This window comes from Salarchaeum sp. III (genome assembly GCF_036418315.1).
GTDB lineage: Archaea > Halobacteriota > Halobacteria > Halobacteriales > Halobacteriaceae > Salarchaeum.
In genome coordinates, this window is the sequence record NZ_JAZHPG010000027.1 from 319,164 (window position 1) to 341,482 (window position 22,319).

The following is a 22,319-nucleotide window of genomic DNA, read 5'->3' on the forward strand; positions in this document are numbered from 1 at the left end:
TCGGTCGTCCCAGACTCGTTGCCATCGTCCAGTTCTTCGTATCATCTATATCGAATCCTTCTCGCTGGCACGGACATCGCTGTTTTCCGAAGACTCAGCTATGTATGCGCCGCTGGCTGCGTCGTATTCTTCGTCAAGATATGCTTCTCCACGGTCAGTAATCCGATATACGCCGTTCTCGATCTCCTGAACCAAGTGGTGGTCTCTGAGTTTTCCCAATCGGTCAGATATTTGCCCTCGGGAGATGTCGAAGTAGTCACTTTTCTTCATCGTCGTCGCTCCTGCTGGCCCCTTCTCTCGGAGGTATTCTAGGATTCTGTCATCCCAAACACTCTGCCAACTCCCAGATTTCCGCATCATCCCTACTTTCATACCTCCTTCACAAGGAATACTCGAACAGGTGCAAAATAACCACCGTGTAGCCTAAGCTACGTACCGTAGATTTATCTACACGGCTCTGTTTGGCCTGGGTATGAGCGATGATCTGAACCCGATTTCGCCGTCGGAGGCTGTTGAACTTCATCTGGAGTCGATGGAGTTCGATTCGGCGGACTGGACGCAGGTGTCTCACGAGAGTCATCTGCGTGCGTTCGTCGAGTGGGCGCGGGAGCACGGCGGCATCGACAGTATGAACGAACTCGATGGTCGTGACCTCTACCAGTTCAGAATCTGGCGGCGAAACGGCGGCTACAGTCGCGGGCAGGATGAGGAGCTTGCGCCGAAGACGATTCACGGCGCGCTCGCGACGCTGCGCTCGTTCCTCCGATTCTGTGGACAGATCGAGGCGGTCGAGGAGGACCTGTTCGAACGGGTGGCGCTCCCGTCGTTGTCGAACCACGAGGAGGTGAGTGATTCGACGATAGAACCCGAGCGCGTGCCGCCGATTCTGGACTACCTCGGGCAGTACGAATACGCCTCGAGGGAGCACGTGATTTGGACGCTGATTTGGCATACCGGTGCGCGGAGCGGCGGCGTGCGCGCGCTCGATCTCCGTGACGTGGAACTCGACGGAGAGACGCCCCGTCTCGACTACGTGCATCGCCCGGGTACTGATACGCCGCTGAAGAACGACGAGGACGGCGAGCGGAACAATCGGATCAGTCGGTCGGTGGCGAAGACGCTCCAGGACTACATCGACGGTCCGCGGGAAGACGTCGAGGACGATCACGGCCGGCGGCCGCTCGTGACTACCAGGTACGGGCGGGTGTCGTCGTCGTCGATTCGGCAGACGTTCTATCGCTGGACCCGGCCGTGTCAGGTCGGCATCGTCTGCCCGCACGGCGAGGAACCCGACACGTGTGAGTGGGCGACGGCGGACGGCGCGAGTAGCTGCCCGAGCGCGCGGTCCCCGCACGACGTGCGGAAGGCGCGCGTTACTCGCTATCGGAACGACGGCGTGCCGCGCGGCGTCGTTTCCGACCGCCTCGACGCGAGCGAGGACGTGCTGGATAAGCACTACGACCGCGCGTCCAAGCGGGAGAAGGCAGATCGTCGCTGGAAGTTCCTTGGAGGCGGTGCCTAATGGCTGCGGCTGACGCTATCGACTGGCCTGCTGTACAGGACACTGCGTACGACCTCGCGCCCGCGCCGTCGTGGGCCGACACGGAGGCCGGCGCGTTGGTCTGGCAGCTGAACGGCGAACACATCCGGGACGCGATGACGGAGGCATTGCTCGATGACTGACTGCGATGAGTGCGGCGCGGAGTTGGAGTACGAACGCCTCGAGCTGTGCTTCGACTGCTGGAGTGAGAAGAAGAACGTCCCGACGATGCGCGGTTTCCCTCTCCATGACTGAGAACGATAATCCCCACGGCAGCAGCAACGTCAGAACCGAAGGCCCGTCGAGCCCGTTTTTACGGCGAACGAAGTTCGCCGAAAAACGGGGCGACTCCGCGAGACGCCGCCGGCGTCTCGCTGGCTCCCGCTCGTTCGCTCCGCTCACTCGCGGGAGTCCCGTCGAGCCCGTTCTCACGACTTCAACGCAAGATGGGAGCGACTTGCAGAACGCTCCGCGTCCTGCTACGTCTCGTTCGCTGGCGTTCACGAGACTCCCGTCGAGCCCGCTATTCTGTTCGAGCGACGCGAGAACGAATAGCGTAGCGAGCGGGGGTTCTGAAGTACACGCATCCGGAGACGGGTGGGAAACGCACGGTCACTGTTTCGTTCCACGACCGCGTTCGCACCCGCCCCCTCCGGGGTATCGCGGAGCAGTGCGGGGCGAACGACTTCCGCGAGTGCTGTCGCTGCATCGACGACCACCGCTTTTGCACTCCCGCAAGCAGCCCCAGCACCGGACCGGCCTACGAGCTACGGGTACTGTGGGGGGATGCGGCGGTTCACGGTGATCCATGGCCGATAGTTCTCTCCGCAGAGTTCCGGGAGGGGGTCCAGTCGGGGAATCCGTGGAGTCGCTCATGCATTCGACCTTCCCGTTACTCCTATTACATTCGATTACATAGGGGTGGGTGTGCCAATCGACATTGAGCTCTTCGAGGAGGGTTCGACCGCGGACCTCCGGGCGGGCGGCCGGACGAACGCCGAGACGATCCTCGGGTTCCTCGGGTCGTCGCCCGACCGAGCGTACACGCCGAAGGAGATCCACGAGGCGACCGATGTCGCCCGGGGGAGCGTCGGCGTCGTGCTCTCTCGGCTCGAAGACCGCGGATTGGTCCGGCACCGCGGCGACTACTGGGCGATTGCCGAGGGAGCGGACGTCGAGAAAACGCTCAGTGCGCTGACGACGGCGACGGCGGTGACCGACCGCCTTGGGCCCGAAGACCCGGAGGAGTGGGGGCCCGGCGTGGACGAAGACAGTGAGGACGCATAGATGGAGGTGAGTCAGGGCGAGGTCTGGTGGGGGCCAGCTCCGCACAAGTCCAGTCCGGCGTATCGGCCGTGGCTCGTGGTCAGTGACGCGTCCCGTCCGTTCGCGGATGTCGAGTGCATCGTCGTGGGGATGACGACCCAGGACCACCCCGAAGGCATCGGCGTCCCGGACGCCGCGTGGATACGTGGCGGTTCGCGGAAGGACGCGTACGTCTCGCCGTGGTACGTGGCGACGATCAAACACAGCGACCTGGACAATCAGCAGGGGGAGCTCGACCAGTCGCTGGTCGCCGACGCGCTTGATGCCCTCCACGACTACACCTCGCTCGCCGACGGCGATGGGCCGGAGTGAGGGGTCGTACGCACTGCTAATTCCGAGAGAAAAGCGTCCCTTTCCCGGTTCTGTCACGTGATATTATGTGTTCCCGTTGAGCCCGTTTTCACGACTCGCTTCGCTCGTCCGAAAACGAGGGCGACTCCGCGAGACGGCGCTGGCGTCTCGCTGGCTCCCACTCGTTCGCTCCGCTCACTCCCGGGAGTCCTGCAGGACGCTCCGCGTCCTGCTACGTCTCGTTCACTGGCGTTCACGAGACTCCCGTCGTACTCGTTTGTTCGGTAGGGTTGGCCGTGTCCGTCTTTTCAGGGATACGGGGCGTATCAGGGTGGCTTTTTGGTGTGGTGTGTCCAGTACTGTTTTCCGTTCGTCCGTGGGGACTGGGCGTATGGCTAGTTCGGGGGGTGAGAGTGTCGAGGAGTGTTTGGAGAACGCGCTCGACCACGTGGAGAACGAGGAAGCGGGGTATTGGGTTCGTATCGCGTTACAGCGGATGGTTGTCGACCGCACCGAGGAATAAACTCCACTGTAACAAGTACAATTAAGGTTTCTCGTGGTGTGGGTTTCAGTCGAAGCCGGGGGTCAGGTGACACGAACCCCGCTTCGTTTCTATTCGGCGAGAATCCCGTCCAGCAGCGCGTTCGCGCGCTCGAACTCGTCGTCCGTCACCTCGTGGCCGACGCCGTCGTAGACCCGCGTCGTCACGTCCGCGTCGAGCGATTCGAAGACCTCGGCGGTGTCGCGGACGCGCGAAACGGGGACGCGGTCGTCGTCCGCGCCGACGCCGAGAAAAACTGGGGTGTCGTCCAGACTGCCCGAATAGTCGTCGGGGTTGACGCGTGGGCCGAGCAGGCCGCCGGCGAGCGCGACGACGCCGCCGAACCGTCGGGGGTTTCGAACCGCGTACTCGCAGGCGAGACAGGCGCCCTGACTGAACCCGAACAGCAGTACGCGCTCCGGCGACACCCCCGACTCGCGCGCCCGGTCCAGCGTGGCGTCCACGCGGTCGAGCGCGCCCGAGACGTGCGGTTCGTTCCGCTCTCGCGGCTGGTCGAACGCGTACGGATACCAGCGGCTCCGCTCCGCCTCGGGCGCGAAAAACGTCACGCCGTGCCGGTAGAGCGGGTCCGCGAGGTTCGTTACGCCCTGCGCAGTGGCGCCGCGGCCGTGCAGGAGCACGACGCCCGCGTCCGCGGCGCCCCGGGGCGCGCCCGACACGACTATCGGCTGGTCCGCGTGGGGTTCGGTCACGTCTCCAACTCGGGGAGCTGGGATTCGATGAGGTCGCGGTCGTCCGCGAAGAACTCCGGGAGCACGAACGACTCACCGAGTTCCTCCGTGGGTTCGTCGCGCGTGAACCCCGGGGTTTCGGTCGCGAGCTCCCAGAGGATTCCGCCGGGGTCGCGGACGTACAGCGACTCGAAGTACCGGCGGTCCCGAACCCGGGAGACGCGGAGGTCGCGCTCGCGCAGGAGGTCGTGGTACTCCATGAGGTCGTCCCGGCTGGGGACGCGGAGCGCGACGTGCTGGATTGACCCGACGCCCTCACGGCCGTACTCGGCGCCCCGGTTCAGAACGTCCACGACGGTCGCGCGGTCGCCGGGCGCGCGATACCGCACGCGCTCCCCGTCCTCGGCGTCGAGCGAGAAGCCGAACGTTTCGAGCGTGCTCGCGGTCGCGTACGGGTCCGCGGGAAGCACGGTCACCCCGTGGAATCCGCGAATCGCGTGCTCGTCGGGAACGCTCGCGGTCCACGGCTCCACCGGCGCCTCGGCTTCGACCAGTTCGAGCGTCGTCCCCGCCGGGTCCGCGAACCGGAGCGCCGTCTCGTCCAGTCGCTCCCGGGTTTCGTGCTCGATGTCGCGGTCGTCGAGGCGGTCGCGCCAGAAGTCGAGACTCTCCGCGGGAACGGTGAACGTCGCCGCCGGAACGCTCGGCTTCCCGGGACGCGCGGGCACCTCGTTCGGGTAGGGAAAGCACGTGTAGACGGTGCCCGGCTCCCCCGTTCCGTTCCCGTAGAAGAGGTGCCGGGTGAGCATGTCCTTCTGGTTCACCGTGTGCTTCACGAGGCGCAACCCCAGCACGTCCGTGTAGAAGTCGACGCTCTCCTGGGCGTCCGCGACGAGCGACGTGACGTGATGAATTCCGGGGGTGTCAGCGGGCATCACGTACGAGTTCGTCCCCGAGCCAATTAGGTCGTCGGGCCGAGGCGGGTTCGGCCCACAGCCCGTTGACAGAAATACCCCTGTTTCCCGCAACGGCCGTCCCGTTCCGCCGAGTCACGTCCGCCGCCCTCATCAGCGCGCTCGGCGTCGCCCACCTCCCGGACGTGTTCTAGGACCTCCTCGCGAACGCCGTCGAGCACAATGAGGACGCCGACGACCTCGGCGGCGCCGTGTTCCGCGTCCGCCTCCCCGTTTCGGAGTAACTCCAGCGTAAGCTACAAGCGGCTGACCGTTTCTCGTCTACGTGTATGCACCGCCGCACTGTCGCCCTCGTCCTCCTCGCCGGCCTGGTCGCGCTCAGCGGCTGCGCCGGTATCACCGACTCGTCGCCGACCACCACCACCGCCGACGTGAACGCGTCCGCCGACGCCGTTCAGGCCGACACGCTCGACGCGATGGCGTCCGTCACGAGCTACGAGTTCGACGCCGACCTCACCCAGGACCTCGGAAGCATCCAGACCGACATCGCCCTCACCGGCGTCGTCAACAAGACCGCGGAGCGGATGTACCAGCGGACCGACGCCACCGCTACCCGCGGCGACCAGTCGAACTCCGCCACCACCGAGACGTACATCGTCAACAACACCGCGCACATCCACTCGCAGGGCGTCTGGCAGACCCGGCCCGCCCCCGAAGGCACGTGGACCAGCACGCCGACTGACCGGCAAGTCCAGTTCCTCACTGACGCCGACATCACCGTGCTGAACAAGTCCACGGTGGACGGCGTGGAGACGTACGCGCTCTCGGTTCAGCCCGACCCCGAGAGCGTCACCTCCTACGCGGAGAACCAGAGTTCGGTCAGCGGCGACGTGTCCGTCGAATCCGTCTCCGTCACCCAGTACGTCGCCGTGGACACCCACCGCATCCAGAAGGCAACGCTCGACATGACGCTCACGCTCGACGGGCAGACGCTCGAACAGACGCTCACCATCACGTTCAGCGAGTACGGCACGGACACCGACATCACCGTGCCGGATGAAGCCTCATAGTCGCTCGCCCTGATAACTCCCGTCGTACGTTTCCTCGTGCTCCGCGTCCGCGAGCACGAGCTGGGCGATTCGCGCCCCCGCGTCGAGTTCGACCTCGTGGTGGACCTGCAGCAGTCCCTCGCCCTTCCCCTCGTAGCCGGCGTCCCAGACCGCAGTGTTGAGCATACAGGAGTTCCGGAGGAGGCTCGACCGCGGGTAGACGAACCCGACGTGCTCCTCGGGAATGCGGACGGTCTCCGCGTACTCCACGACGTACCCGCCCGGGCCGAGGCGGTAGGTGTCGCCGTCCGGGTCGCGTTCGCGGCGCTCGCCCACGGTCTTCCCGTCCGTCGTGATTCGGCCGGGCGTCGTCTGCTCGTAGACGCCCGCGAGCGTCAGGTCGACGCCGTTCGGCTGCACCTGCTCGTCGCTCACTTCGCCCAGCGCCGCCGCGACGTACGCGCCACTCTCGAACATACCTCTCACTCCCCCACGAGTGGGTTAGGCGTGTCGAATCGATACGCACTCACGTCACCCCGCCGTCGACCCGGTAGATGCGCGAACGCGTCCGCCGGCGCGCGCCCGGCCTCCTCGTCCTCGTGTTCGTCGCCGCGCTCGCCGTCGCCGCGTCGCGAGCGGTCGGCGTCGCCAGCCCGCTCCTCCTCGCGGTGGCGTTCGGCGCGCTCGCCGCGAACGCCTTCCCCACGCCCGACCGCCTCGCGCCCGGTCTCGCGCTCCACGCCAGATTCCTCGAAGCCGGTATCGTCGCGCTCGGCGCGACCCTCGGCCTCGGCGCGCTCGCGGCGGTCGGCCCGCTCGTCCTCCTGCTCGTCGCCGCCGCCGTCGTGCTCTCCGTTCTCGTCACCGAACTCGGCGCGCGACTCGCCGGGCTCTCCGCGGAGTCCGGGTCGCTGCTCGCCGCGGGCGCGAGCGTCTGCGGCGTCTCCGCCGTCGCCGCGGTCGCCGGTAGCATCGACGCCGCCGAGGAGCGCGTCGCGTACGCCGCCGGAACCGTCCTCGTCTTCGACGCCGTCACGCTCGCCGTCTTCCCCGCGCTCGGCCACCTGCTCGCGCTCACGCCCCGCGAGTTCGGCGTCTGGGCGGGCCTCGCGATGTTCTCCACCGGCCCCGTCACCGCCGCCGGGTTTACCTATGGTTCTGTCGCCGGCCAGTGGGCGACCGTCACGAAACTCGTCCGGAACACCGCCATCGGCGTCCTCGCCGTCGCGTACGCGGTCGTCCACTCGGACGCCGACCGCCCGGTCCGCGCGCTCGCAAGCGGCGTTCCCGGCTTCCTCCTCGGGTTCCTCGCTGTCGCCGCGCTCGCCGCGACCGGTGTCCTCCCTGCGCCCGTCGTCTCCGGTCTCGACGCAGTTTCGGGGGGCTGTTTCCTCCTCGCGTTCGCCGGTCTCGGGTTCGACCTCCGCCTCGCCGCGCTCCGCGACGCCGGCCTGCGTCCCATTGTGGTCGTCGCCGCGACGCTCCTCGTCGTCGGGTCGCTCTCCCTTCTCGCCGTCACCACACTGCTCTAAACGGGTGGTATCCGCCCTCACACGCACTCTAACCGTGTGTATAAGGGACATACGGCCGTCCTGAAACACGCGGGATTTATAATCGTAGACGGTTGACTTTCGGACGCTATGGGACAGACGATTACCGAAAAAATCCTCGACGACCACCTCGTCGAGGGGGAACTCGAGACCGGCGAAGAAGTCGGCCTCGAGATCGACCAGGTCCTCACGCAGGACACGACGGGGACGATGGTCTGGCTCCAGTTCGAAGCGCTCGAACTCGACGAAGTCCAGACGGAACTCGCCGCGCAGTACTGTGACCACCAAACGTACCAGTTCGACTTCAAGAACACGGACGACCACCGCTTCCTCCGCAGCGCCGCCGGCACGTACGGCGCGTACTTCTCCCGGCCCGGGAACGGCATCTGCCACCAGGTCCACAAGGAGAACTTCGCCGCACCCGGCAAGACCCTCCTCGGGTCCGACAGCCACACGCCGACCCCCGGCGGACTCGGCGAACTCGCCATCGGCGCGGGTGGCCTCGACATCGCCGTCGCCATGGGTGGCGGCCCGTACTACGTCGAGGTCCCGGAAGTCGTGAACGTCCAGCTCGAGGGCGAGCTCCCCGAGTGGGCGACCGCGAAGGACATCGCGCTCGAAATGCTGCGCCGCCTCTCCGTCAAGGGCGGCGTCGGCAAGATCTTCGAGTACACGGGCGAGGGCGCGGAATCCCTCACCATCCCCGAGCGCACCACCATCACGAACCTCGGGACGGAGCTCGGCGCGACCTCCAGCATCTTCGGCACGGACGAGAAGACGAAGGACTGGCTCTCCCGCATCGGTCGGGAGGACGAGTTCGTCGAACTCTCCCCGGACGAGGACGCGGAGTACGCCGACACGGTCACCATCGACCTCTCCGACCTCGAACCCCTCATCGCGAAACCCTCCATGCCCGACAACGTCGTGCCCGTCCGCGAGGTCGCGGGCGAGGACGTCGAACAGGTCATGGTCGGCTCCTGCACCAACGGCGCGTACGAGGACATCCTCCCGTCCGCGAAGATGGTGGAGGGCCGCGAGGTCGCGAAGCGGACCGAGATGATCGTCGCACCCGGTTCGAAGCAGGCCAGCGAGATGCTCGCCCGCGAAGGCTGGACCGCCGAGATGATGGCGGCCGGCGTTAACTTCAGCGAGGCGACGTGCGGTGCCTGTATCGGCATCGGTCACGTGCCCGCGAGCGACTCCGTGAGCCTCCGGACGTTCAACCGGAACTTCGAGGGTCGCTCCGGCATCGAGGACGACTCCGTCTACCTCTGCAGTCCCGAGGTCGCCGCGGCCGCGGCCATCAAGGGCGAAATCGTCGACCCGCGCGACCTCGCCGACGAACTCGGCGACCTCGAAGCCCCCGGCATGGAGATGGGTTCGACGTACAGCCCCGGCATGGGCCAGGACGACCCCGACATCATCGCGCCCGACGAGGCCGTCGACGACGACCTCATCAAGGGCCCGAACATCGGCGACGTCCCCCTGAAGGACCCGCTCGACGCCCACCTCGAAGGTGAAGCCCTCCTCAAGATGGAGGACAACATCACCACCGACCACATCATCCCGGCGACGTCCGACATCCTGAAGTTCCGCTCGAACGTCCCGAAACTCTCCGAGTTCACGCTCTCGCGCGTCGACGACACGTTCGCCGAGCGCGCAAAGCAGTCCGACGGCGGCTTCCTCGTCGCCGGCGAGAACTACGGCCAGGGGAGCTCGCGCGAACACGCGGCACTCTGCCCGATGTACCTCGGTATCGAGGGCGTGCTCGCGCAGTCCTTCGCCCGCATCCACAAGGCGAACCTGTTCAACTTCGGCCTCCTCCCGCTCACCATCGACGAGGACGCCTACGCGAAGATCGAACAGGGCGACAACATCGAAATCGTCGACGACGTCGAGGAAGCCGTTCGGTCCGGCCAGGAGGAGTTCACGGTCCGCGTGAACGACACCTGGGAAGCGACCGGCCACCTCGACGCGTCCGAGCGCGAACGCCGCATCCTCGCCGCCGGTGGGAAGCTCTCCCTCACGAAGCAGCAGTACGGCGACGACAGCGGCGCGGCCTCGCCCGCGGACGACTAACCCACGTATTCTCTCTATCTTTTTCGCGTCGCGTAGCGACAGCGCCACCTATACGTGCGCGTCGCCCCTCCTCTCCGTATGGAGGTTCTGCCCGCGGCGTCGCTGGTTCCGCACGCGCGCGTCGTCTACGTCGTGTTCGCCGTCTGGCTGCTGTCCGTGGTCTGGGTGAACGTCGATTCGGACGAGCACGCGCCCGAGTCCGGAACCAAGTGGACGCTCGCGACCGTGGTCGGCGGCGTGTTCGTCGCCGCGCTCTACGCGTACGTCGCCCGCGACTAGGGCCGCAGGCCATTTACCCGCGCCACGTCAATCTCTTCGTGTATGGCGTCGGGTGAACCGTTCCAGCACGCGGGTGTCCGGCAGGCGAGTCAGGGCGACCTGCTGGACGTGTTCCGCATCGAGAAGCAGGCGTTCGAGCAGCCGTGGCCGTTCTCCGCGTTCGAACGCTACCTCGGCGAACCCGGGTTTCTGGTGGCGGAACGCCCCGACGACCCGTCGCTCGCGGGATTCGTGGTCGCCGATACGATTCCGAACCACGGCCGGCCGCTCGGCCACATTAAAGACCTCGCCGTCCACCCCGACGACCGCGGCCAGGGACTCGGGCGCGCACTCGTCGACCGCGGGCTCGCCGTCCTCCGCGCGCAGGGCGTGCGCTCCGCGAAACTCGAAGTCCGCCGGTCGAACGACCCCGCGATCGGTCTCTACCGCGAGACCGGCTTCGAGTACTACCGCACGCTCGACAGGTACTACGCGGACGGCGAGGACGCGTTCGTGATGGTCGCGCGGCTCGCGAACCACGAGTAGTTAGTGTCTCGCGCTCTTCTCTCCGCACATGAGTGGCTACGAGTGTCCCGTCTGTGGCGTGCCGCAGGCAGAGGCCGACCACCTCGCGAACCACGTCGCGTTCGCCGCGATGCTGGACGAATCCGACCACGAGGACTGGCTGAACGAATACGCGCCGGACTGGAACGAGATGAGTCAACAGGAACTCGGCGCGGTCGTCGTCGAGTACGCGCCCGAATCCGACGTGGAGTTCGAGGAGGGCGACCACGCGCACGCCGAACAGCACTTCGCGCAGGAGGGCGGGTACGGCCGCGACGACCTGGGCGGCGACGAGCAGGCAATCGTGGAGGAGGCGATGGAGCTCACGCGCGAGATGCAGGACGGGGAGGACGAGTGATGGAGACGCACGGCTTCCTCGCGCCCGAGACCGAGGCGGCGGTCCGGGCGGCGTACGAGGACGTGGGTCCGGCCGCGCAGAACGTCACCCGCGAGGTGGCGAAGGCGATGGAGTTCAGCAAGGAGGAGTACGGCGAACGCGTCACCGGCGAGGTCGTGGAGACCGCGCGGGACGCGTTGTTCGCGAACCTCCTCCAAGTCTTCTCCGGGAGCTGCGAGGAGTTCGAGGACTGGCTCGAAAACGAGGACGCGGCGTACGAGGTCGTCGAGAACGGGAGCGAGGAGGTCGAGATGGTCGCGTGGCACGTCGTCCCGTTCGCGGACACGGTCGTGACGGCGTCCTACCAGAACGAACCCGCGGCCGCCCGCGGCACCCTCCGCCGCATCGTCCACGGCCGGTTCTACCGGGACGCGCTCTCGCGGACCGCGGACTGACACTCGCTGTACTCCGCGTCGGGCGCGTCACACTCGCCCGAACACGGATGGTCGATGAACGACTTGAGCGCCGCCGCCACCTCCCCGGAGAGCGCGTGCCCGAACGCCTCCACGTCCGCGTCCTCGTTGACGAGGTTCTCCGCGAGACAGCGCTTCCAGAGGAGTTCGCGCGCCACCGCTTCGCCCTCCTCCGTGAGGGTCGCGCCCTCGTAGCGCTCGTAGGAGACGAGCCCGCGGTCCGCGAGCGTGTTGACGCGTTCGGTGACACTCGCGGGACTCACGCCGAGCTCGTCCGCGAGCTCCCCCGTTTTCGCGGGACGGCCCGCGGTCTCGCTCGCGAGGAGGATGGCGCTCACGTACCGGCCCTCGCTCTCGGACACCGCGGGTGTGCTCATACAGGACGGTCGCGGCGCTGCCCGAATAAGTGTGTTCATGGTCCGCGACACGAACACCCGGTATGGACGACTGGACGCTCCGCACGTCGGCGACGGAGTACGAGACGCCGTGGTACACGGGCGGCTACGACCGCTACGAACAGCCCGACGGCAGCGAGAAGAACTACTACTGGGCGTCGCTCCCCGACGCCGTCGTCGTGGTCGCGCTGGACGGCGACGACGTGGTGATGGTGTCGCAGTACCGGCCCGTCATCGACGCGCACTGCCTCGAACTCGTCGCCGGCATCGTCGAAGACGAGTCCTACGAGGCCGCCGCGCGCCGCGAACTCCGCGAGGAAACCGGCTACGACGCCGACTCGGTCACGCTGCTCCAGGAGTTCGCGGTCGCCACCGGCGTTCTCCGGCACAACCGCGGCATCGTCGTCGCCGAGGGACTCAGCGAGTCCGCGGAGGGCCGCGAACTCGACAGCAACGAGTTCATCGAAGTCGAACGCGTCCCCCGCGAGGACGCGCTCGCCCGCGCTCGCACCGAACAGCCCGCGAACGACGCGACCCTCGAAGGCCTCCTCCTCGCGAGCGCCGACGACTATCTTCCCTGACCGCGATGCTTAACCGACCCACGACCCACTCAGCGAGTATGGACGGCGAAATCGAGCCCGACGAACTCCAGTCTCGGCTCGACGACGTACGGGTCGTGGACATCCGGAACAGCCTCGCGTTCGACCACGGCCACATCCCCGGTAGCGAGAACATTCCCTTCAACCAACTCCCCCAGCGCGTCGAGGCGCTCGGCGACGCGGAACACGTCGTCACCGTCTGCCCGCACGGCAAATCCAGCGTGCAGGCCGCGAACCTCATCAAGTCCTACGAAGGAATCGGCGAGGACACGCCCGTCGAGAGCCTCGCCGGCGGCCTCGACGCCTGGAACGGCCCCCTCGACTCCAACACCGACGAACCCGACGCCGACGAAGGCCCGCAAAGCCCGTTCTAGTCCTCCTGTCGACGCCGCTTTGTCAGCCCGTACGCGAGAGCGGCGGCCGCGCACCACAGAACGACGATGACCGCGAGCGATTGCTCGCCGCTATCGGCGTAGAACCCGTTCGGTGCGACGGCGTTTCCTGCGACGAACAACACGAACGTTAGCCCACTGAACCACCAGACGGCGTTCACGTCCACCACCGGATATCGGCGACAGAACACGACGGCCGTAGCCAGCGTGACGACAGACCCTGCGAGTACGGGATTGCTCACTGAGCCACGTCCGAGCGCCGCCCTCACAACCGCCTGTGTGCCAGCGCCAACGGAGAGCGAGAACGCGAACCACGCGGAGAGCAGTCGCCAGAGCGAGCCCATACGGACGAACACGCACCGCCGGAATAAGTATTGGTCGCTCGACGTGAGTTGTCTCTACCGCGTGCTTGTCGTGAGCGAAACGGTTCACTCGCACGAAGTGCGAGGCCGACGACCGACTAACGCGGCGACGCCGCGGCTGGAGGGAGGCGTGCTTTTAGTTCAGGTTTTGCAAGCGCGGCCGAAGGCCGCGCATAGCAAAAAGTGGGGGTGTTAGGCGACGTTGAAGCCCTTATCGCGGAGGAAGTCCTCGACGCGACCGGAGTGATTGCCCTGAAGTTCGATTTCACCGTCCTCGACCGTGCCCCCGCACGCGAATTTGGATTTGAGGTCCGATGAGAGGCTATCGAGGTCGACGTCTTTCGGGTCGAGTCCTTCGATGACGGTGACTTCTTTTCCGTAGCGGCGCTCGTCGATGCGGATTGACACCTGTTGGGACTCTTTAGCGACGTCCTCACAGACGCATAGTTCCTGGGGCAATCCACACGTCGAGCAGACTTCCGACATTACGATTTGAAATAGGAAATGGTCCTATTAAACAGTGTCGACGGTCGGGGCTGGTAGTTGGTTTCGGCGACGATGGCGGCGGCGAGCGTCGTCGCGCGGTCCGCGTCGTCCGCCGTGACCTCGCCGCCGTAGGTCGCGCGTTCGCGGAGCGTGGCGAGCTCGCGGGCGCGGCGGTCGGCGCGCACGGCGTCGAGGTACTCCTCTACAGTCTCGCCGCGTTTCCGCGGGCGGTTGGTTCGCTCGACGACGTAGAGCGCGCGGTCGAACGCCCCGATTACGCGCTCTTCGGGAGTGCCGGAGGGCGTGGTTCGCAGCCAGACGAACCGGTACGCGCGCCCGGTGACGCCGGAGCGGTGGGCGGCGGCGAGCAGTCCACCGACGAGCACCGTCCAGACGGCCGCGGTCCCGGGCGGGATATCCGGAATCACGCCGCCGCTGCCGTCACCACCGCCGCCGCCGGCCGCGGGGTCGGTGACGTTCCCGCCGCCGGGGTCCGATACTGTGCGGATGCCGCGATCAGGGTCGATTCCGGGAACCTGCGTCGACGTGTTCGCGGACGTGGTGTTCTCGCTCGGACTCGTCGTCGTGGTAGTCGTGGTGTACGTTCCGTCCTCACTGCCCGCGGTGTCGACGCCGTCAACGCCCTCCTCGCGGGCGTCGGCGACGGTCTCGGTCTCCTGCGTCTCGCGCGGATTCCCGGGCGTCGGGTCGAAGCGCACCCAACCCACGTCGGGGAAGTAGGCCTCGACCCACGCGTGCGAGTCGACGCCGCGAACGACCCAGGTGTCCTCGCTGACGCGCTGCCCGGACGTGTACCCGACGGCGTACCGCGCCGGGATACCCTGCGTGCGCAGCATCACGGTCATCGCGGACGCGTAGTACACGCAGTAGCCCGCGTTCTGTTCGAGGATGAACTGGTTCACGAGGTTGCCGTCCGGCGCGGGGACGGAGAGAGAGTACTCCTTGTTCGCCTCCAGCCACGACTCGACCGCGCGCGCCGTCGCGTACGGCGTCCCCGCGCCCGCGGTGACGTTCGCGGTCAACGACCGCACCGCGTCGCTCGTGCTCTCCGGCACCTGGAGGTAGCGGTCGCGTACGTCCGTCGGATAGTCCGTCCCGGCCTGCCGGAGTTCGGCCGTCGTCGGCGCGAGAACCGCGCTCTCGACCGTGTAGGAGTCGCCGTTGTCGAGCGCGCCGTCCGGCCGCGGGTTCCCGAACGCGCTCACGGTGTGGTCAGCGCCCGACACACGAACGGGCGTGGCGGCGGCGGGCATCACGCCGAGCGGCTGGCGCGCCGTCACCTCCTGGGTGACGCGTTCCGTCCGACCGGGTGGCGCGTCGAGCGCCCCGCCCTCGTCCGGGCCGGTCGCGCGCACCCATCCCTGGCCGGTGAATCGGTCGTACACGCCCGCCCGCCAGTAGTCCGCCTGCGCCGACTCGACGACGAACTGGACCTTCGGCGAGAGCGTGATGCTTCCGCCGACGCCGACGCGGTCGCCGGCGACGGCGAGCGAGCCCTCGGGCGCGGTCGCCGACTGCGGGACGAGCGGACTGCCCGTGCTCGGAACGGCGCTCACCGTTGCGGACGCGAGCACCGCGATCGCGAGCACCGCGCCGACGACCTCAACCTGCCGGCGGCGGGCGTGGTGCACGTCGAGCGTCCCGAACCCCAGCGCGCCAAACGCGCCGAGCACGCCGACCATCGTGCCGACGGTGCCGCTGTCGCCCGTGAGCACGAAGAATCCGAGCGTCAGCCCGCCGACGGCCGCGCTCGCGGCGTACTTCTCGCGGAGCGCGAAGTACCACGTCAGGAACACCGGGCCGGGCGTGACGGCGAGCGCCCACGCGCCCGCCTCCGCCATCCGCAGCACCGAGAAGCCGGTGAGGAGCGCGACCGTGTCCGAGAGCACGCGGTCGACGGAGAGCGCGGCCGCGTACACATCGGGCATCACGACGACGTACACCGAGAGCCCGCCTGCGAGCAGCACGGCGGCGAGCGCGCCCGCGAGTCGCTCCGGGAGTGCGCGGAAGAACACCGCGAGCGCGACGGACGCGACGACGAGCGGTCCGAACACGGAGACGCCGCCCACCACGTCGACAATGTGGTAGAGGACCGAGAGGAACGACGCCGTCACCATCGCGACGGACGCGAGCGCGGCGAGCCGCCACGGCCGCACCGGGAACCGGTCGGTCACGCGTCCGCCCTCCGCGCGCCAACCACGTCCCGGTACCGACGCGCACGGTCACCGGCGCTGATTTCCACGCGCTGTGCGGTCGACCGAATCAGGATGTCGGCGTCGTCTCCGGCACCGCCGGGGAGCCGGCCGTCGTCCAAGCGCGCGAGGTGCGCGAAGGCGACGCGCCGGTGGGCGTCCCCGGTCGCGGGCGACACCGACCCCGTGGGCGTCACGACGCCGACGGAGATACCGGCGTCGAGGAGGTGTGCGACGACGCTCGCCGCCGCCTCCGCGACCGCGTCCGCGCGCCCGCCGCCCGCGTCCGCCGCGACGACGACGCGGTTCATCGCGCCCTCGCCCGCGAACGTCGTCACCACGAGGTCGCCCGGCCGTTTCGCGCTCGCCCGCCAGTTCACGTCCCGCAGCGGGTCGCCGCGCTGGTACTCCCTGAGCCCCTCGAACTGTCCGCGCTCGTCCGTCACGCCGATGTAGCCCGTGAGGAGGCCCGCGGTGTCCGTGAGGTCGTGGACGCGCGGGAACACCGTCACGCGGTCGACCTGCGCGTACCGGAAGGTCCGCGTCCAGAGGCCGAACGGGTCGGTCGCCACCAGTTCGGTCGGGCCGACGCCGTGCTCGCCGCGCGACGCCAGTTCGACCTCAAACGATAGCTCGCGGCCGTCCGCGACCGCCTCTAGCAGTCCATCGCCCGCGAGGCCCGCGGCGAGCGACTCCTGAACCGTCACGGGGTACTCGTGGCGGGCGTCGACCGCGATGTCGACCGTCCGCGTCTCGCCCTGATGGCCGTGCTCGGGCGCGGTGCGCGTGACCGTCGGCCGGTCGTAGCGCGCGACGTACAGTCCCGTCAACACGAACGCTACCGCGGCGGGCATCACGACGACGTTCAGGCTCCGCCCGCCGAACAGCCAGCCGAGCGCGAACCCCGCGAGCGCGACCGCGAGCACGGCCCACCCCCGGCGAGTCGGACGCGTGCTCATGCCTCCGGGTCCACGCGCGACAGCGCCTGTTCGACGATTCGCTCCCCCGCCTCGCCGCCGACCGCGCCGCCCGGGTCCGCCCGGATGCGGTGCGCGAGCACCGACGGCGCCTCCGCCTTCACGTCGTCCGGCGTCACGTACTCCCGGCCGTCGAGCGTCGCGCGACCCTGCGCCGCCCGCACGAGCGCGATGGACCCGCGGGGGCTGACGCCGAGGCTCGCGTGCTCGCGCGTGTACCCCGAGAGCCGCGTCACGTACTGTCGCACCGGCTCCGCCACCGTCACGGCCGCCGCCGTCGCGCGCGCCCGCCGCAGGTCGTCGACGGACGCCACCGCCTCCACGGTGTCGATGGGGTGGTCGCCGACCGCGCGCTCGATGACCGCCACCTCCTCCTCGGGGTTCGGGTAGCCGAGGTGGAGTTTCTTCGTGAACCGGTCCACCTCCGCCACCGGGAGTTCGTACGTTCGGTCTCGCTCGACCGCGTTCTGCGTCGCGATGACCGTGAACGGGTCCGGGAGCGGGTGTGTCGTCCCGTCGACCGTCACCTGGGCCTCCTCCATCGCCTCCAGGAGGGCGGCCTGTGTCTTCGGGGGCGCGCGATTGATTTCGTCGCCGAGCACGACGTTCCCGAAGATGGGGCCGGGCTGGAACTCGAACTCGCGGGTCTTCTCGTTGAACACGTGCGACCCGGTCACGTCCGCGGGGAGGAGGTCGGGCGTGAACTGGACGCGGGAGAACTCGCCGTCCACGGACCGCGCGACGGCGCGCGCGAGCATCGTCTTCCCGACGCCCGGCACGTCCTCCAACAGGAGATGACCGCCGGCGAGCACGGCGGTGACGATGTGCTCGATGGCGCTCCGATTGCCGACGATGACGGTCTCGACGTTCTCGACCAGCGAACGCGCGAGATCGCTCGCGTCCGCGGCTGACAGCGCTGCTGCGTCCGTCGTCGCGTACGGGGGTTCGAGGGAGTCAGTCATGTGAGCAAGGAGCGTGCCTATTGTCCCCACGGAGGGGCGCGCGGAACCTATGTCTGTTGGTCACGCCGATGCCCGCCGCTACGCGTTTGCGAGCAGTTCGATGGCCGCCGTCCTGTCCGGTCCGAGCGGCGACCCCGCGACCACGCCGTCAACGTATTCCCGGATTTCGTCCAGCCGCGCGCCGACCTCGTCGGGCGCACCCGCGACGCAGAACGCGTCCAGCATCGTCTCCGATACCGTGTCGAACGCTTCGTCGAACTCGCCGGCCTCGATGTGCTCGCCCACCCGCTGCGCGCGCTCGCGGTCCACGCCGTGCCGGTCGAGGACGGGCGGCGCGGCCCCCGCGGCGATGAACGCGACCGGCGGCCGCGCCGCCGCCCGTGCCGCCTCGCCGTCCGCCGCGACGCTCACCGACGCGAACGCCACCGCCTCGAACGCCCCGCGCTCGGCCGGCCGCTCGTTGAGGCCCTCGTCGAGTCGGTCGCGCGCCCACGCGAAGTCGTCCGGATGGCTCGCGTTCACGAGCGCGCCGTCCGCGTGCTTCGCCGCCATCCGCAGCATGTGCGGGCCCTGCGCGCCCACGTACACCGGAATCCGGCCCGCCTCGTAGTTCAGGCCCGCGTCCCGCGCGACGAACGTCCCGTCGTGGTCGACGCGCTCGCCCCGCCACAACTGCTGGGCAACCTTGAATGACTCCAGCACGCGGCGCAAGGGTCGGTCGCGCTCCACGCCGAGGTTCCGCAGGGTCGACGCGTCGCCCGCGCCGACGCCGAACACCGCGCGGCCATCGCTTAGTTCGTCCAGCGTCGCCGCCTTCGACGCTAGCGTCACCGGATGCGTCTCGTACGGGTTCGCCACGCCCGGCCCCAGCCGAACGGAGTCCGTCGCCTTCGCCGCGAGCGCGAGCGCCTGGAACGGGTCGCGGTTGTTGTAGTGCGAGGACGCGAACACCGTGTCGAACCCCTCGTCCTCCGCCAGCGACGCCAACTCCGCGACCTCACGCACGGGAGTCTCTGGTGTGAGCTCAACGCCCTTCATACGACCACCCCCGGAGCGCCTGCCGCACGAAATCCCCCGATACCTCCCGATAGAGCTCCTGCGAGCCGTCGTGGTCGCCGAACTCGAACCCCCGCACCACCACCACGGGCGTCCCACCGTCGCCCTCGCCGGAAACGAGGTTCGCCGTCGCCGCGAGTTCGTCCACCACGCTCTCCACCGTCACCTCGAGTTCGTGACCGTCTCGGTCCTCCTCGCCCCGCCAGTCCCGGGACGCCGGCATCCCCGCCCAGCTGAGGGTGACGCCGCGCTGGCCGTGCCGGAACGGCCGCCCCGACGTGTCCGTCACCAACACCGGGCAGTCGACGGGCAATCCATCGCGGATGCGCTCCGCGCTCTCGGTGGGTCGTTTCGGCAGCAAGAGGAGGTCGTCGCCGCCCGTGTTCGACCGGTCGATACCCGCGTTCACGCCGACGTGCCCGAACCCCGTCTCGGTGAGGAGGAACGGCGCCTCCATCAGGAGGTCCGTCGACTCCTCCAGCACCGCCTGCGCGAACCGGGGGTCCTTCTCCTCGCCCGTCACCGACGCCAGCCGGGACGCGATTTCGCGCGCCCGCGGCCCCGCCGGATAGTCCGAGAGGGACGCCGTCCGCCCCTCCGCCTTCGACACCACCGTGCTCGCCACGCACACCACGTCGTCCTCGCGGAGACTCACGCGGTCCGCGACGAGCGCCGCGAGGTCGTCGCCCGCCTCGATTTCGGGGAGGCCGGGCACTGCGAACGCTTCCATACCCCCAGTGCTCGCCGTCGCGTGAAAGAGACGGCGGTACCGGACATCTCGGCCTCACCGACTATGTGTCCCGCGCCCCCAGGCATCGATATGGACGAAGTGCACGTCGTCACGTGCGTCCTCCGCCACCGCGGCCGCGTCCTCTTGCTCAAGCGCAGCGACGCCGTCGGCTCCTACACCGGCCGGTGGGGGATGGCCGCCGGGCACGCCGAGGGCGACCCCGACGAGCAGGCCTGGGTCGAAATCGAGGAGGAGACCGGCCTCCGCGACGCCTGCACGCTCGTCCGCCGCGGCGACCCCTTCACCGTCGACGACGCCGATCGCGGCACCCGCTGGACGGTCCACCCCTCGCTCTTCGACTGCGAGCGCCGCGACGTGACGCCGAACGAGGAGACGACCGACTGGGAGTGGGTGAACCCCGTCGAGATACGCCGCCGCGAGACCGTGCCGGACCTCTGGACGTCCTACCGGCGCGTCGCCCCGACCGCCGAAACAGTCCGCGAAGACCGCGAACACGGCTCCGCGTGGCTCTCGCTCCGCGCGCTCGAAGTCCTCCGCGACGCCGCCATCGACGCCGACAGCCGCGACGACCTCGTTACGCTCGCCCGCGACTTCCGGGACGCCAGGGACATGGTCGTCGTCGCGAACCGCGTGAACCGCGCGATGGCCGCCGCTGACGACTCCGCCGATTTCGCCGACACCGTGCAGGAAGTCCTCGACGACGCGGCCGTGGCGGACGAGGACGCGGCCGCCCGCGCCGCGGACCGCATCACGGACGAAACTGTTGTCACGCTCTCGCGCTCCGGAACCGTTCAGCGCGCGCTCGAATCCGGCGACCCAGAGCGCGTCCTCGTCGCCGAGTCCCGGCCCGAACGCGACGGCGTCCCGGTCGCCGAATCACTCGCCGACGACTGCGACGTGACGCTCACTACCGACGCCGCCGCGCCCGCCCTCCTCGCGGACGCCGACCGCGTACTCGTCGGCGCCGACGCAATCCAGCCCGATGGCGGCCTCGTGAACAAGACCGGCACGTACCCGCTCGCGCTCGCCGCCGACCGCGCCGACGTGCCCCTCGATGCCGTCTGCGCCCGCGACAAGGTAGCCCCCGAGCGGGTCGAGCCCACGGAGGAGAGCGACCACGCGCTCGTCTACGACGGCGACGCCGACCTCGACGTGGCCGCGCCGCTGTTCGAGACCGTGCCGAGCGACCTCGTCGACGCCGTCGTCACAGAGGACGGCGTGCTCGACGGAGACGACATCGAGCGCGTCGCCGAGCGCCACCGACGGCTCGCGGACCGGGAGTGAAACGCCTATACTCGGGGACGACGAACCACGAGTGGGCGACAGTGACGAGGTGTTACCCCCACCGAGCCCCTTGTGACGAGGCCTTCTTCCCGAGTCGCCCGTTCCACAACGTTCAATCGCGTTCACGAAGAAGCCGCAGGCATGACCGTCGACCATCTCGGCATCCACGAGTCCGTCTCCATCGTCTTCCCGCCGGAGCGTCTCCGGGACGCGCTCGAATCCGTCGACCCCGACGTGTCCATCGTTGACGACGACGGCCTCGACAGCGTGGACGCGGCCGTGACGTTCCTCCACCGCGACGCGTTCCTCGAGAGCGTCGAGTGGGTGCACTCGATTCAGGCCGGCTACGACCGGTTTCCGCTCGACGCGTTCGCGGACGCGGGCGTCGTTTTCACGAACAGCTCGGGTATTCACGGCGCGTCCGTCGGCGAGTACGCGGTCGGCCAGATGCTCGCGCTCGCGCGCCGTCTTCACACGTTCCGGGACGCCCAGCACGAGAAAGAGTGGGATCGCCCCGCGTGGGATGAGCCGTTCACGCTGTTCGACGAACGCCTCACCGTCGTCGGACTGGGCGCGCTCGGCCAGGGTATCGCGCGGCGCGCGGACGGCGTCGGGATGCGCGTCACTGGCGTGCGGCGAACGCCGGTGAAGACGCCGCACACCCGCGAAGTGTACGGTCCGCAGGACCTTCACGACGCCATTGCGGACGCGCGGTTCGTCGCGCTCGCGTGTCCGCTCACCGACGAAACCGAGGGCCTGTTCGGCCCCGACGAGTTCGCCGCGATGCGCGACGACGCCTACCTCGTGAACGTCGCGCGCGGCGAAGTCGTTCAGGAGGGCGCGCTCGTGGACGCGCTCGACGCCGGGGAACTCGCGGGCGCGGCGCTCGACGTGTTCGAGGACGAACCACTCGACTCCGAATCGCCGCTCTGGGACTACGAGGACGTGCTCGTCACGCCGCACGTCGCCGCCGCCGAGCGCGACTACTACGAGCACATCGCCGACCTCGTCCGACAGAACGTCCTCCACGCGAACGCGGACGAGGAGTTCGTCAATCGCGTCGTCTAGGGCGTTCGGGCGACACACGACACGCACGGGACTCGCCGCCGCTCACCGAATCCGCTCCCGTGCGCCAGCTCTCAGAACATACCGACTGCTGGCCGCGCTCTCATACTTGAACGTTCACCTGGTCGCGGTACGAGAGCAGTGCGATTACGGCACGGGAGCG

The 22,319-nt window shown here is 68.5% G+C and carries 28 protein-coding genes; 16 read left to right on the top strand and 12 right to left on the bottom strand.

Annotation, left to right across the window (positions count from 1 at the left end; translation table 11 throughout):
- Positions 1 to 45: 45 nt before the first annotated feature.
- Positions 46 to 372 carry a hypothetical protein gene (locus U3A55_RS12385; protein WP_330991812.1) on the bottom strand — a complete coding sequence of 109 codons (327 nt, stop codon included), beginning with the start codon at positions 370 to 372 and terminating at the stop codon, positions 46 to 48.
- A gap of 100 nt (positions 373 to 472) precedes the next feature.
- On the opposite strand from U3A55_RS12385, the gene U3A55_RS12390 reads away from it, so the two are divergent.
- From U3A55_RS12390 to U3A55_RS12410, 5 genes are all read left to right on the top strand, one after another.
- Entirely contained in the window at positions 473 to 1,522 is a 1,050-nt protein-coding gene (locus tag U3A55_RS12390) for a tyrosine-type recombinase/integrase (RefSeq protein WP_330991813.1), read from the top strand.
- Positions 1,522 to 1,683: a hypothetical protein gene (locus tag U3A55_RS12395; protein WP_330991814.1), complete on the top strand. Its 162-nt coding sequence runs from the start codon at positions 1,522 to 1,524 to the stop codon at positions 1,681 to 1,683. Before U3A55_RS12390 ends, U3A55_RS12395 begins: the two co-directional genes overlap by 1 nt.
- A gap of 784 nt (positions 1,684 to 2,467) precedes the next feature.
- Positions 2,468 to 2,827 carry a MarR family transcriptional regulator gene (locus U3A55_RS12400; protein ID WP_330991815.1) on the top strand — a complete coding sequence of 120 codons (360 nt, stop codon included), beginning with the start codon at positions 2,468 to 2,470 and terminating at the stop codon, positions 2,825 to 2,827.
- Positions 2,828 to 3,178 carry a type II toxin-antitoxin system PemK/MazF family toxin gene (locus tag U3A55_RS12405; protein WP_330991816.1) on the top strand — a complete coding sequence of 117 codons (351 nt, stop codon included), beginning with the start codon at positions 2,828 to 2,830 and terminating at the stop codon, positions 3,176 to 3,178.
- A gap of 370 nt (positions 3,179 to 3,548) precedes the next feature.
- On the top strand, positions 3,549 to 3,680 hold the full coding sequence (locus tag U3A55_RS12410) for a hypothetical protein (protein WP_330991817.1): 132 nt from the start codon (positions 3,549 to 3,551) through the stop codon (positions 3,678 to 3,680).
- An 89-nt stretch (positions 3,681 to 3,769) separates the two neighbouring features.
- Here the strand turns inward: U3A55_RS12410 and U3A55_RS12415 are convergent, their stop codons facing one another.
- Entirely contained in the window at positions 3,770 to 4,411 is a 642-nt protein-coding gene (locus U3A55_RS12415) for an alpha/beta hydrolase (protein WP_330991818.1), read from the bottom strand.
- Entirely contained in the window at positions 4,408 to 5,325 is a 918-nt protein-coding gene (locus tag U3A55_RS12420) for a VOC family protein (RefSeq protein WP_330991819.1), read from the bottom strand. The genes U3A55_RS12415 and U3A55_RS12420 overlap by 4 nt, the downstream gene beginning before the upstream one ends.
- Before the next feature lie 308 nt (positions 5,326 to 5,633).
- Here U3A55_RS12420 and U3A55_RS12425 point away from each other — a divergent pair, with 308 nt between their 5' ends.
- Positions 5,634 to 6,374 carry a DUF6612 family protein gene (locus U3A55_RS12425; RefSeq protein ID WP_330991820.1) on the top strand — a complete coding sequence of 247 codons (741 nt, stop codon included), beginning with the start codon at positions 5,634 to 5,636 and terminating at the stop codon, positions 6,372 to 6,374.
- On the opposite strand, the gene U3A55_RS12430 is transcribed toward U3A55_RS12425, so the two are convergent.
- Positions 6,369 to 6,830: a deoxyuridine 5'-triphosphate nucleotidohydrolase gene (locus U3A55_RS12430; RefSeq protein WP_330991821.1), complete on the bottom strand. Its 462-nt coding sequence runs from the start codon at positions 6,828 to 6,830 to the stop codon at positions 6,369 to 6,371. The two genes, U3A55_RS12425 and U3A55_RS12430, sit on opposite strands and share 6 nt — an antisense overlap.
- A gap of 77 nt (positions 6,831 to 6,907) precedes the next feature.
- On the opposite strand from U3A55_RS12430, the gene U3A55_RS12435 reads away from it, so the two are divergent.
- The 6 genes from U3A55_RS12435 (at position 6,908) to U3A55_RS12460 (ending at position 11,596) form a co-directional block, all read left to right on the top strand.
- Positions 6,908 to 7,885, top strand: a complete 978-nt coding sequence (locus tag U3A55_RS12435) for a YeiH family protein (protein ID WP_330991822.1) — start codon at positions 6,908 to 6,910, stop codon at positions 7,883 to 7,885.
- 108 nt (positions 7,886 to 7,993) lie between these two features.
- Entirely contained in the window at positions 7,994 to 9,982 is a 1,989-nt protein-coding gene (locus U3A55_RS12440) for an aconitate hydratase (RefSeq protein ID WP_330991823.1), read from the top strand.
- A 78-nt stretch (positions 9,983 to 10,060) separates the two neighbouring features.
- Complete coding sequence (locus U3A55_RS12445; RefSeq protein WP_330991824.1) at positions 10,061 to 10,261, top strand: hypothetical protein; 201 nt, start codon at positions 10,061 to 10,063, stop codon at positions 10,259 to 10,261.
- A gap of 42 nt (positions 10,262 to 10,303) precedes the next feature.
- A complete protein-coding gene (rimI, locus tag U3A55_RS12450; RefSeq protein WP_330991825.1) occupies positions 10,304 to 10,786 on the top strand; it encodes a ribosomal protein S18-alanine N-acetyltransferase in 483 nt (160 codons plus the stop codon).
- A gap of 28 nt (positions 10,787 to 10,814) precedes the next feature.
- A complete protein-coding gene (locus U3A55_RS12455) occupies positions 10,815 to 11,162 on the top strand; it encodes a DUF5810 domain-containing protein (protein ID WP_330991826.1) in 348 nt (115 codons plus the stop codon).
- Positions 11,162 to 11,596 (top strand): DUF5809 family protein, encoded by a 435-nt coding sequence (locus tag U3A55_RS12460; RefSeq protein WP_330991827.1) that lies wholly within the window; start codon positions 11,162 to 11,164, stop codon positions 11,594 to 11,596. Before U3A55_RS12455 ends, U3A55_RS12460 begins: the two co-directional genes overlap by 1 nt.
- Here the strand turns inward: U3A55_RS12460 and U3A55_RS12465 are convergent.
- Positions 11,563 to 11,991: a metal-dependent transcriptional regulator gene (locus U3A55_RS12465; RefSeq protein ID WP_330991828.1), complete on the bottom strand. Its 429-nt coding sequence runs from the start codon at positions 11,989 to 11,991 to the stop codon at positions 11,563 to 11,565. The genes U3A55_RS12460 and U3A55_RS12465 overlap by 34 nt on opposite strands.
- A gap of 62 nt (positions 11,992 to 12,053) precedes the next feature.
- Between U3A55_RS12465 and U3A55_RS12470 the strand changes: the two genes are divergently transcribed.
- Positions 12,054 to 12,590 (top strand): NUDIX hydrolase, encoded by a 537-nt coding sequence (locus U3A55_RS12470; RefSeq protein ID WP_330991829.1) that lies wholly within the window; start codon positions 12,054 to 12,056, stop codon positions 12,588 to 12,590.
- A gap of 38 nt (positions 12,591 to 12,628) precedes the next feature.
- Complete coding sequence (locus U3A55_RS12475; RefSeq protein ID WP_330991830.1) at positions 12,629 to 12,982, top strand: rhodanese-like domain-containing protein; 354 nt, start codon at positions 12,629 to 12,631, stop codon at positions 12,980 to 12,982.
- Here the strand turns inward: U3A55_RS12475 and U3A55_RS12480 are convergent.
- The 7 genes from U3A55_RS12480 to U3A55_RS12510 all read right to left on the bottom strand — a co-directional run bounded on the left by U3A55_RS12480 (position 12,979) and on the right by U3A55_RS12510 (position 19,786).
- Positions 12,979 to 13,344, bottom strand: coding sequence for a hypothetical protein (locus tag U3A55_RS12480; RefSeq protein ID WP_330991831.1), 366 nt, complete (start codon positions 13,342 to 13,344; stop codon positions 12,979 to 12,981). The two genes, U3A55_RS12475 and U3A55_RS12480, sit on opposite strands and share 4 nt — an antisense overlap.
- A gap of 210 nt (positions 13,345 to 13,554) precedes the next feature.
- On the bottom strand, positions 13,555 to 13,848 hold the full coding sequence (gene yciH, locus U3A55_RS12485) for a stress response translation initiation inhibitor YciH (RefSeq protein ID WP_145844410.1): 294 nt from the start codon (positions 13,846 to 13,848) through the stop codon (positions 13,555 to 13,557).
- Positions 13,848 to 16,043: a transglutaminase TgpA family protein gene (locus U3A55_RS12490; RefSeq protein WP_330991832.1), complete on the bottom strand. Its 2,196-nt coding sequence runs from the start codon at positions 16,041 to 16,043 to the stop codon at positions 13,848 to 13,850. Before U3A55_RS12490 ends, yciH begins: the two co-directional genes overlap by 1 nt.
- Positions 16,040 to 17,020, bottom strand: coding sequence for a DUF58 domain-containing protein (locus U3A55_RS12495; protein WP_330991833.1), 981 nt, complete (start codon positions 17,018 to 17,020; stop codon positions 16,040 to 16,042). Before U3A55_RS12495 ends, U3A55_RS12490 begins: the two co-directional genes overlap by 4 nt.
- Positions 17,017 to 18,000 carry an AAA family ATPase gene (locus U3A55_RS12500; protein WP_330991834.1) on the bottom strand — a complete coding sequence of 328 codons (984 nt, stop codon included), beginning with the start codon at positions 17,998 to 18,000 and terminating at the stop codon, positions 17,017 to 17,019. Before U3A55_RS12500 ends, U3A55_RS12495 begins: the two co-directional genes overlap by 4 nt.
- Before the next feature lie 78 nt (positions 18,001 to 18,078).
- The gene (locus U3A55_RS12505) at positions 18,079 to 19,038 is read right to left on the bottom strand and encodes a 5,10-methylenetetrahydromethanopterin reductase (RefSeq protein WP_330991835.1); all 960 of its coding nucleotides are present in this window, start codon (positions 19,036 to 19,038) and stop codon (positions 18,079 to 18,081) included.
- Complete coding sequence (locus tag U3A55_RS12510) at positions 19,025 to 19,786, bottom strand: coenzyme F420-0:L-glutamate ligase (RefSeq protein WP_330991836.1); 762 nt, start codon at positions 19,784 to 19,786, stop codon at positions 19,025 to 19,027. The genes U3A55_RS12505 and U3A55_RS12510 overlap by 14 nt, the downstream gene beginning before the upstream one ends.
- 90 nt (positions 19,787 to 19,876) lie before the next feature.
- Here U3A55_RS12510 and U3A55_RS12515 point away from each other — a divergent pair, with 90 nt between their 5' ends.
- Entirely contained in the window at positions 19,877 to 21,091 is a 1,215-nt protein-coding gene (locus U3A55_RS12515) for an NUDIX domain-containing protein (RefSeq protein WP_330991837.1), read from the top strand.
- Between the two features lie 141 nt (positions 21,092 to 21,232).
- Positions 21,233 to 22,159 (top strand): D-2-hydroxyacid dehydrogenase, encoded by a 927-nt coding sequence (gene ddh, locus U3A55_RS12520; RefSeq protein WP_330991838.1) that lies wholly within the window; start codon positions 21,233 to 21,235, stop codon positions 22,157 to 22,159.
- Positions 22,160 to 22,319 lie beyond the last annotated feature (160 nt).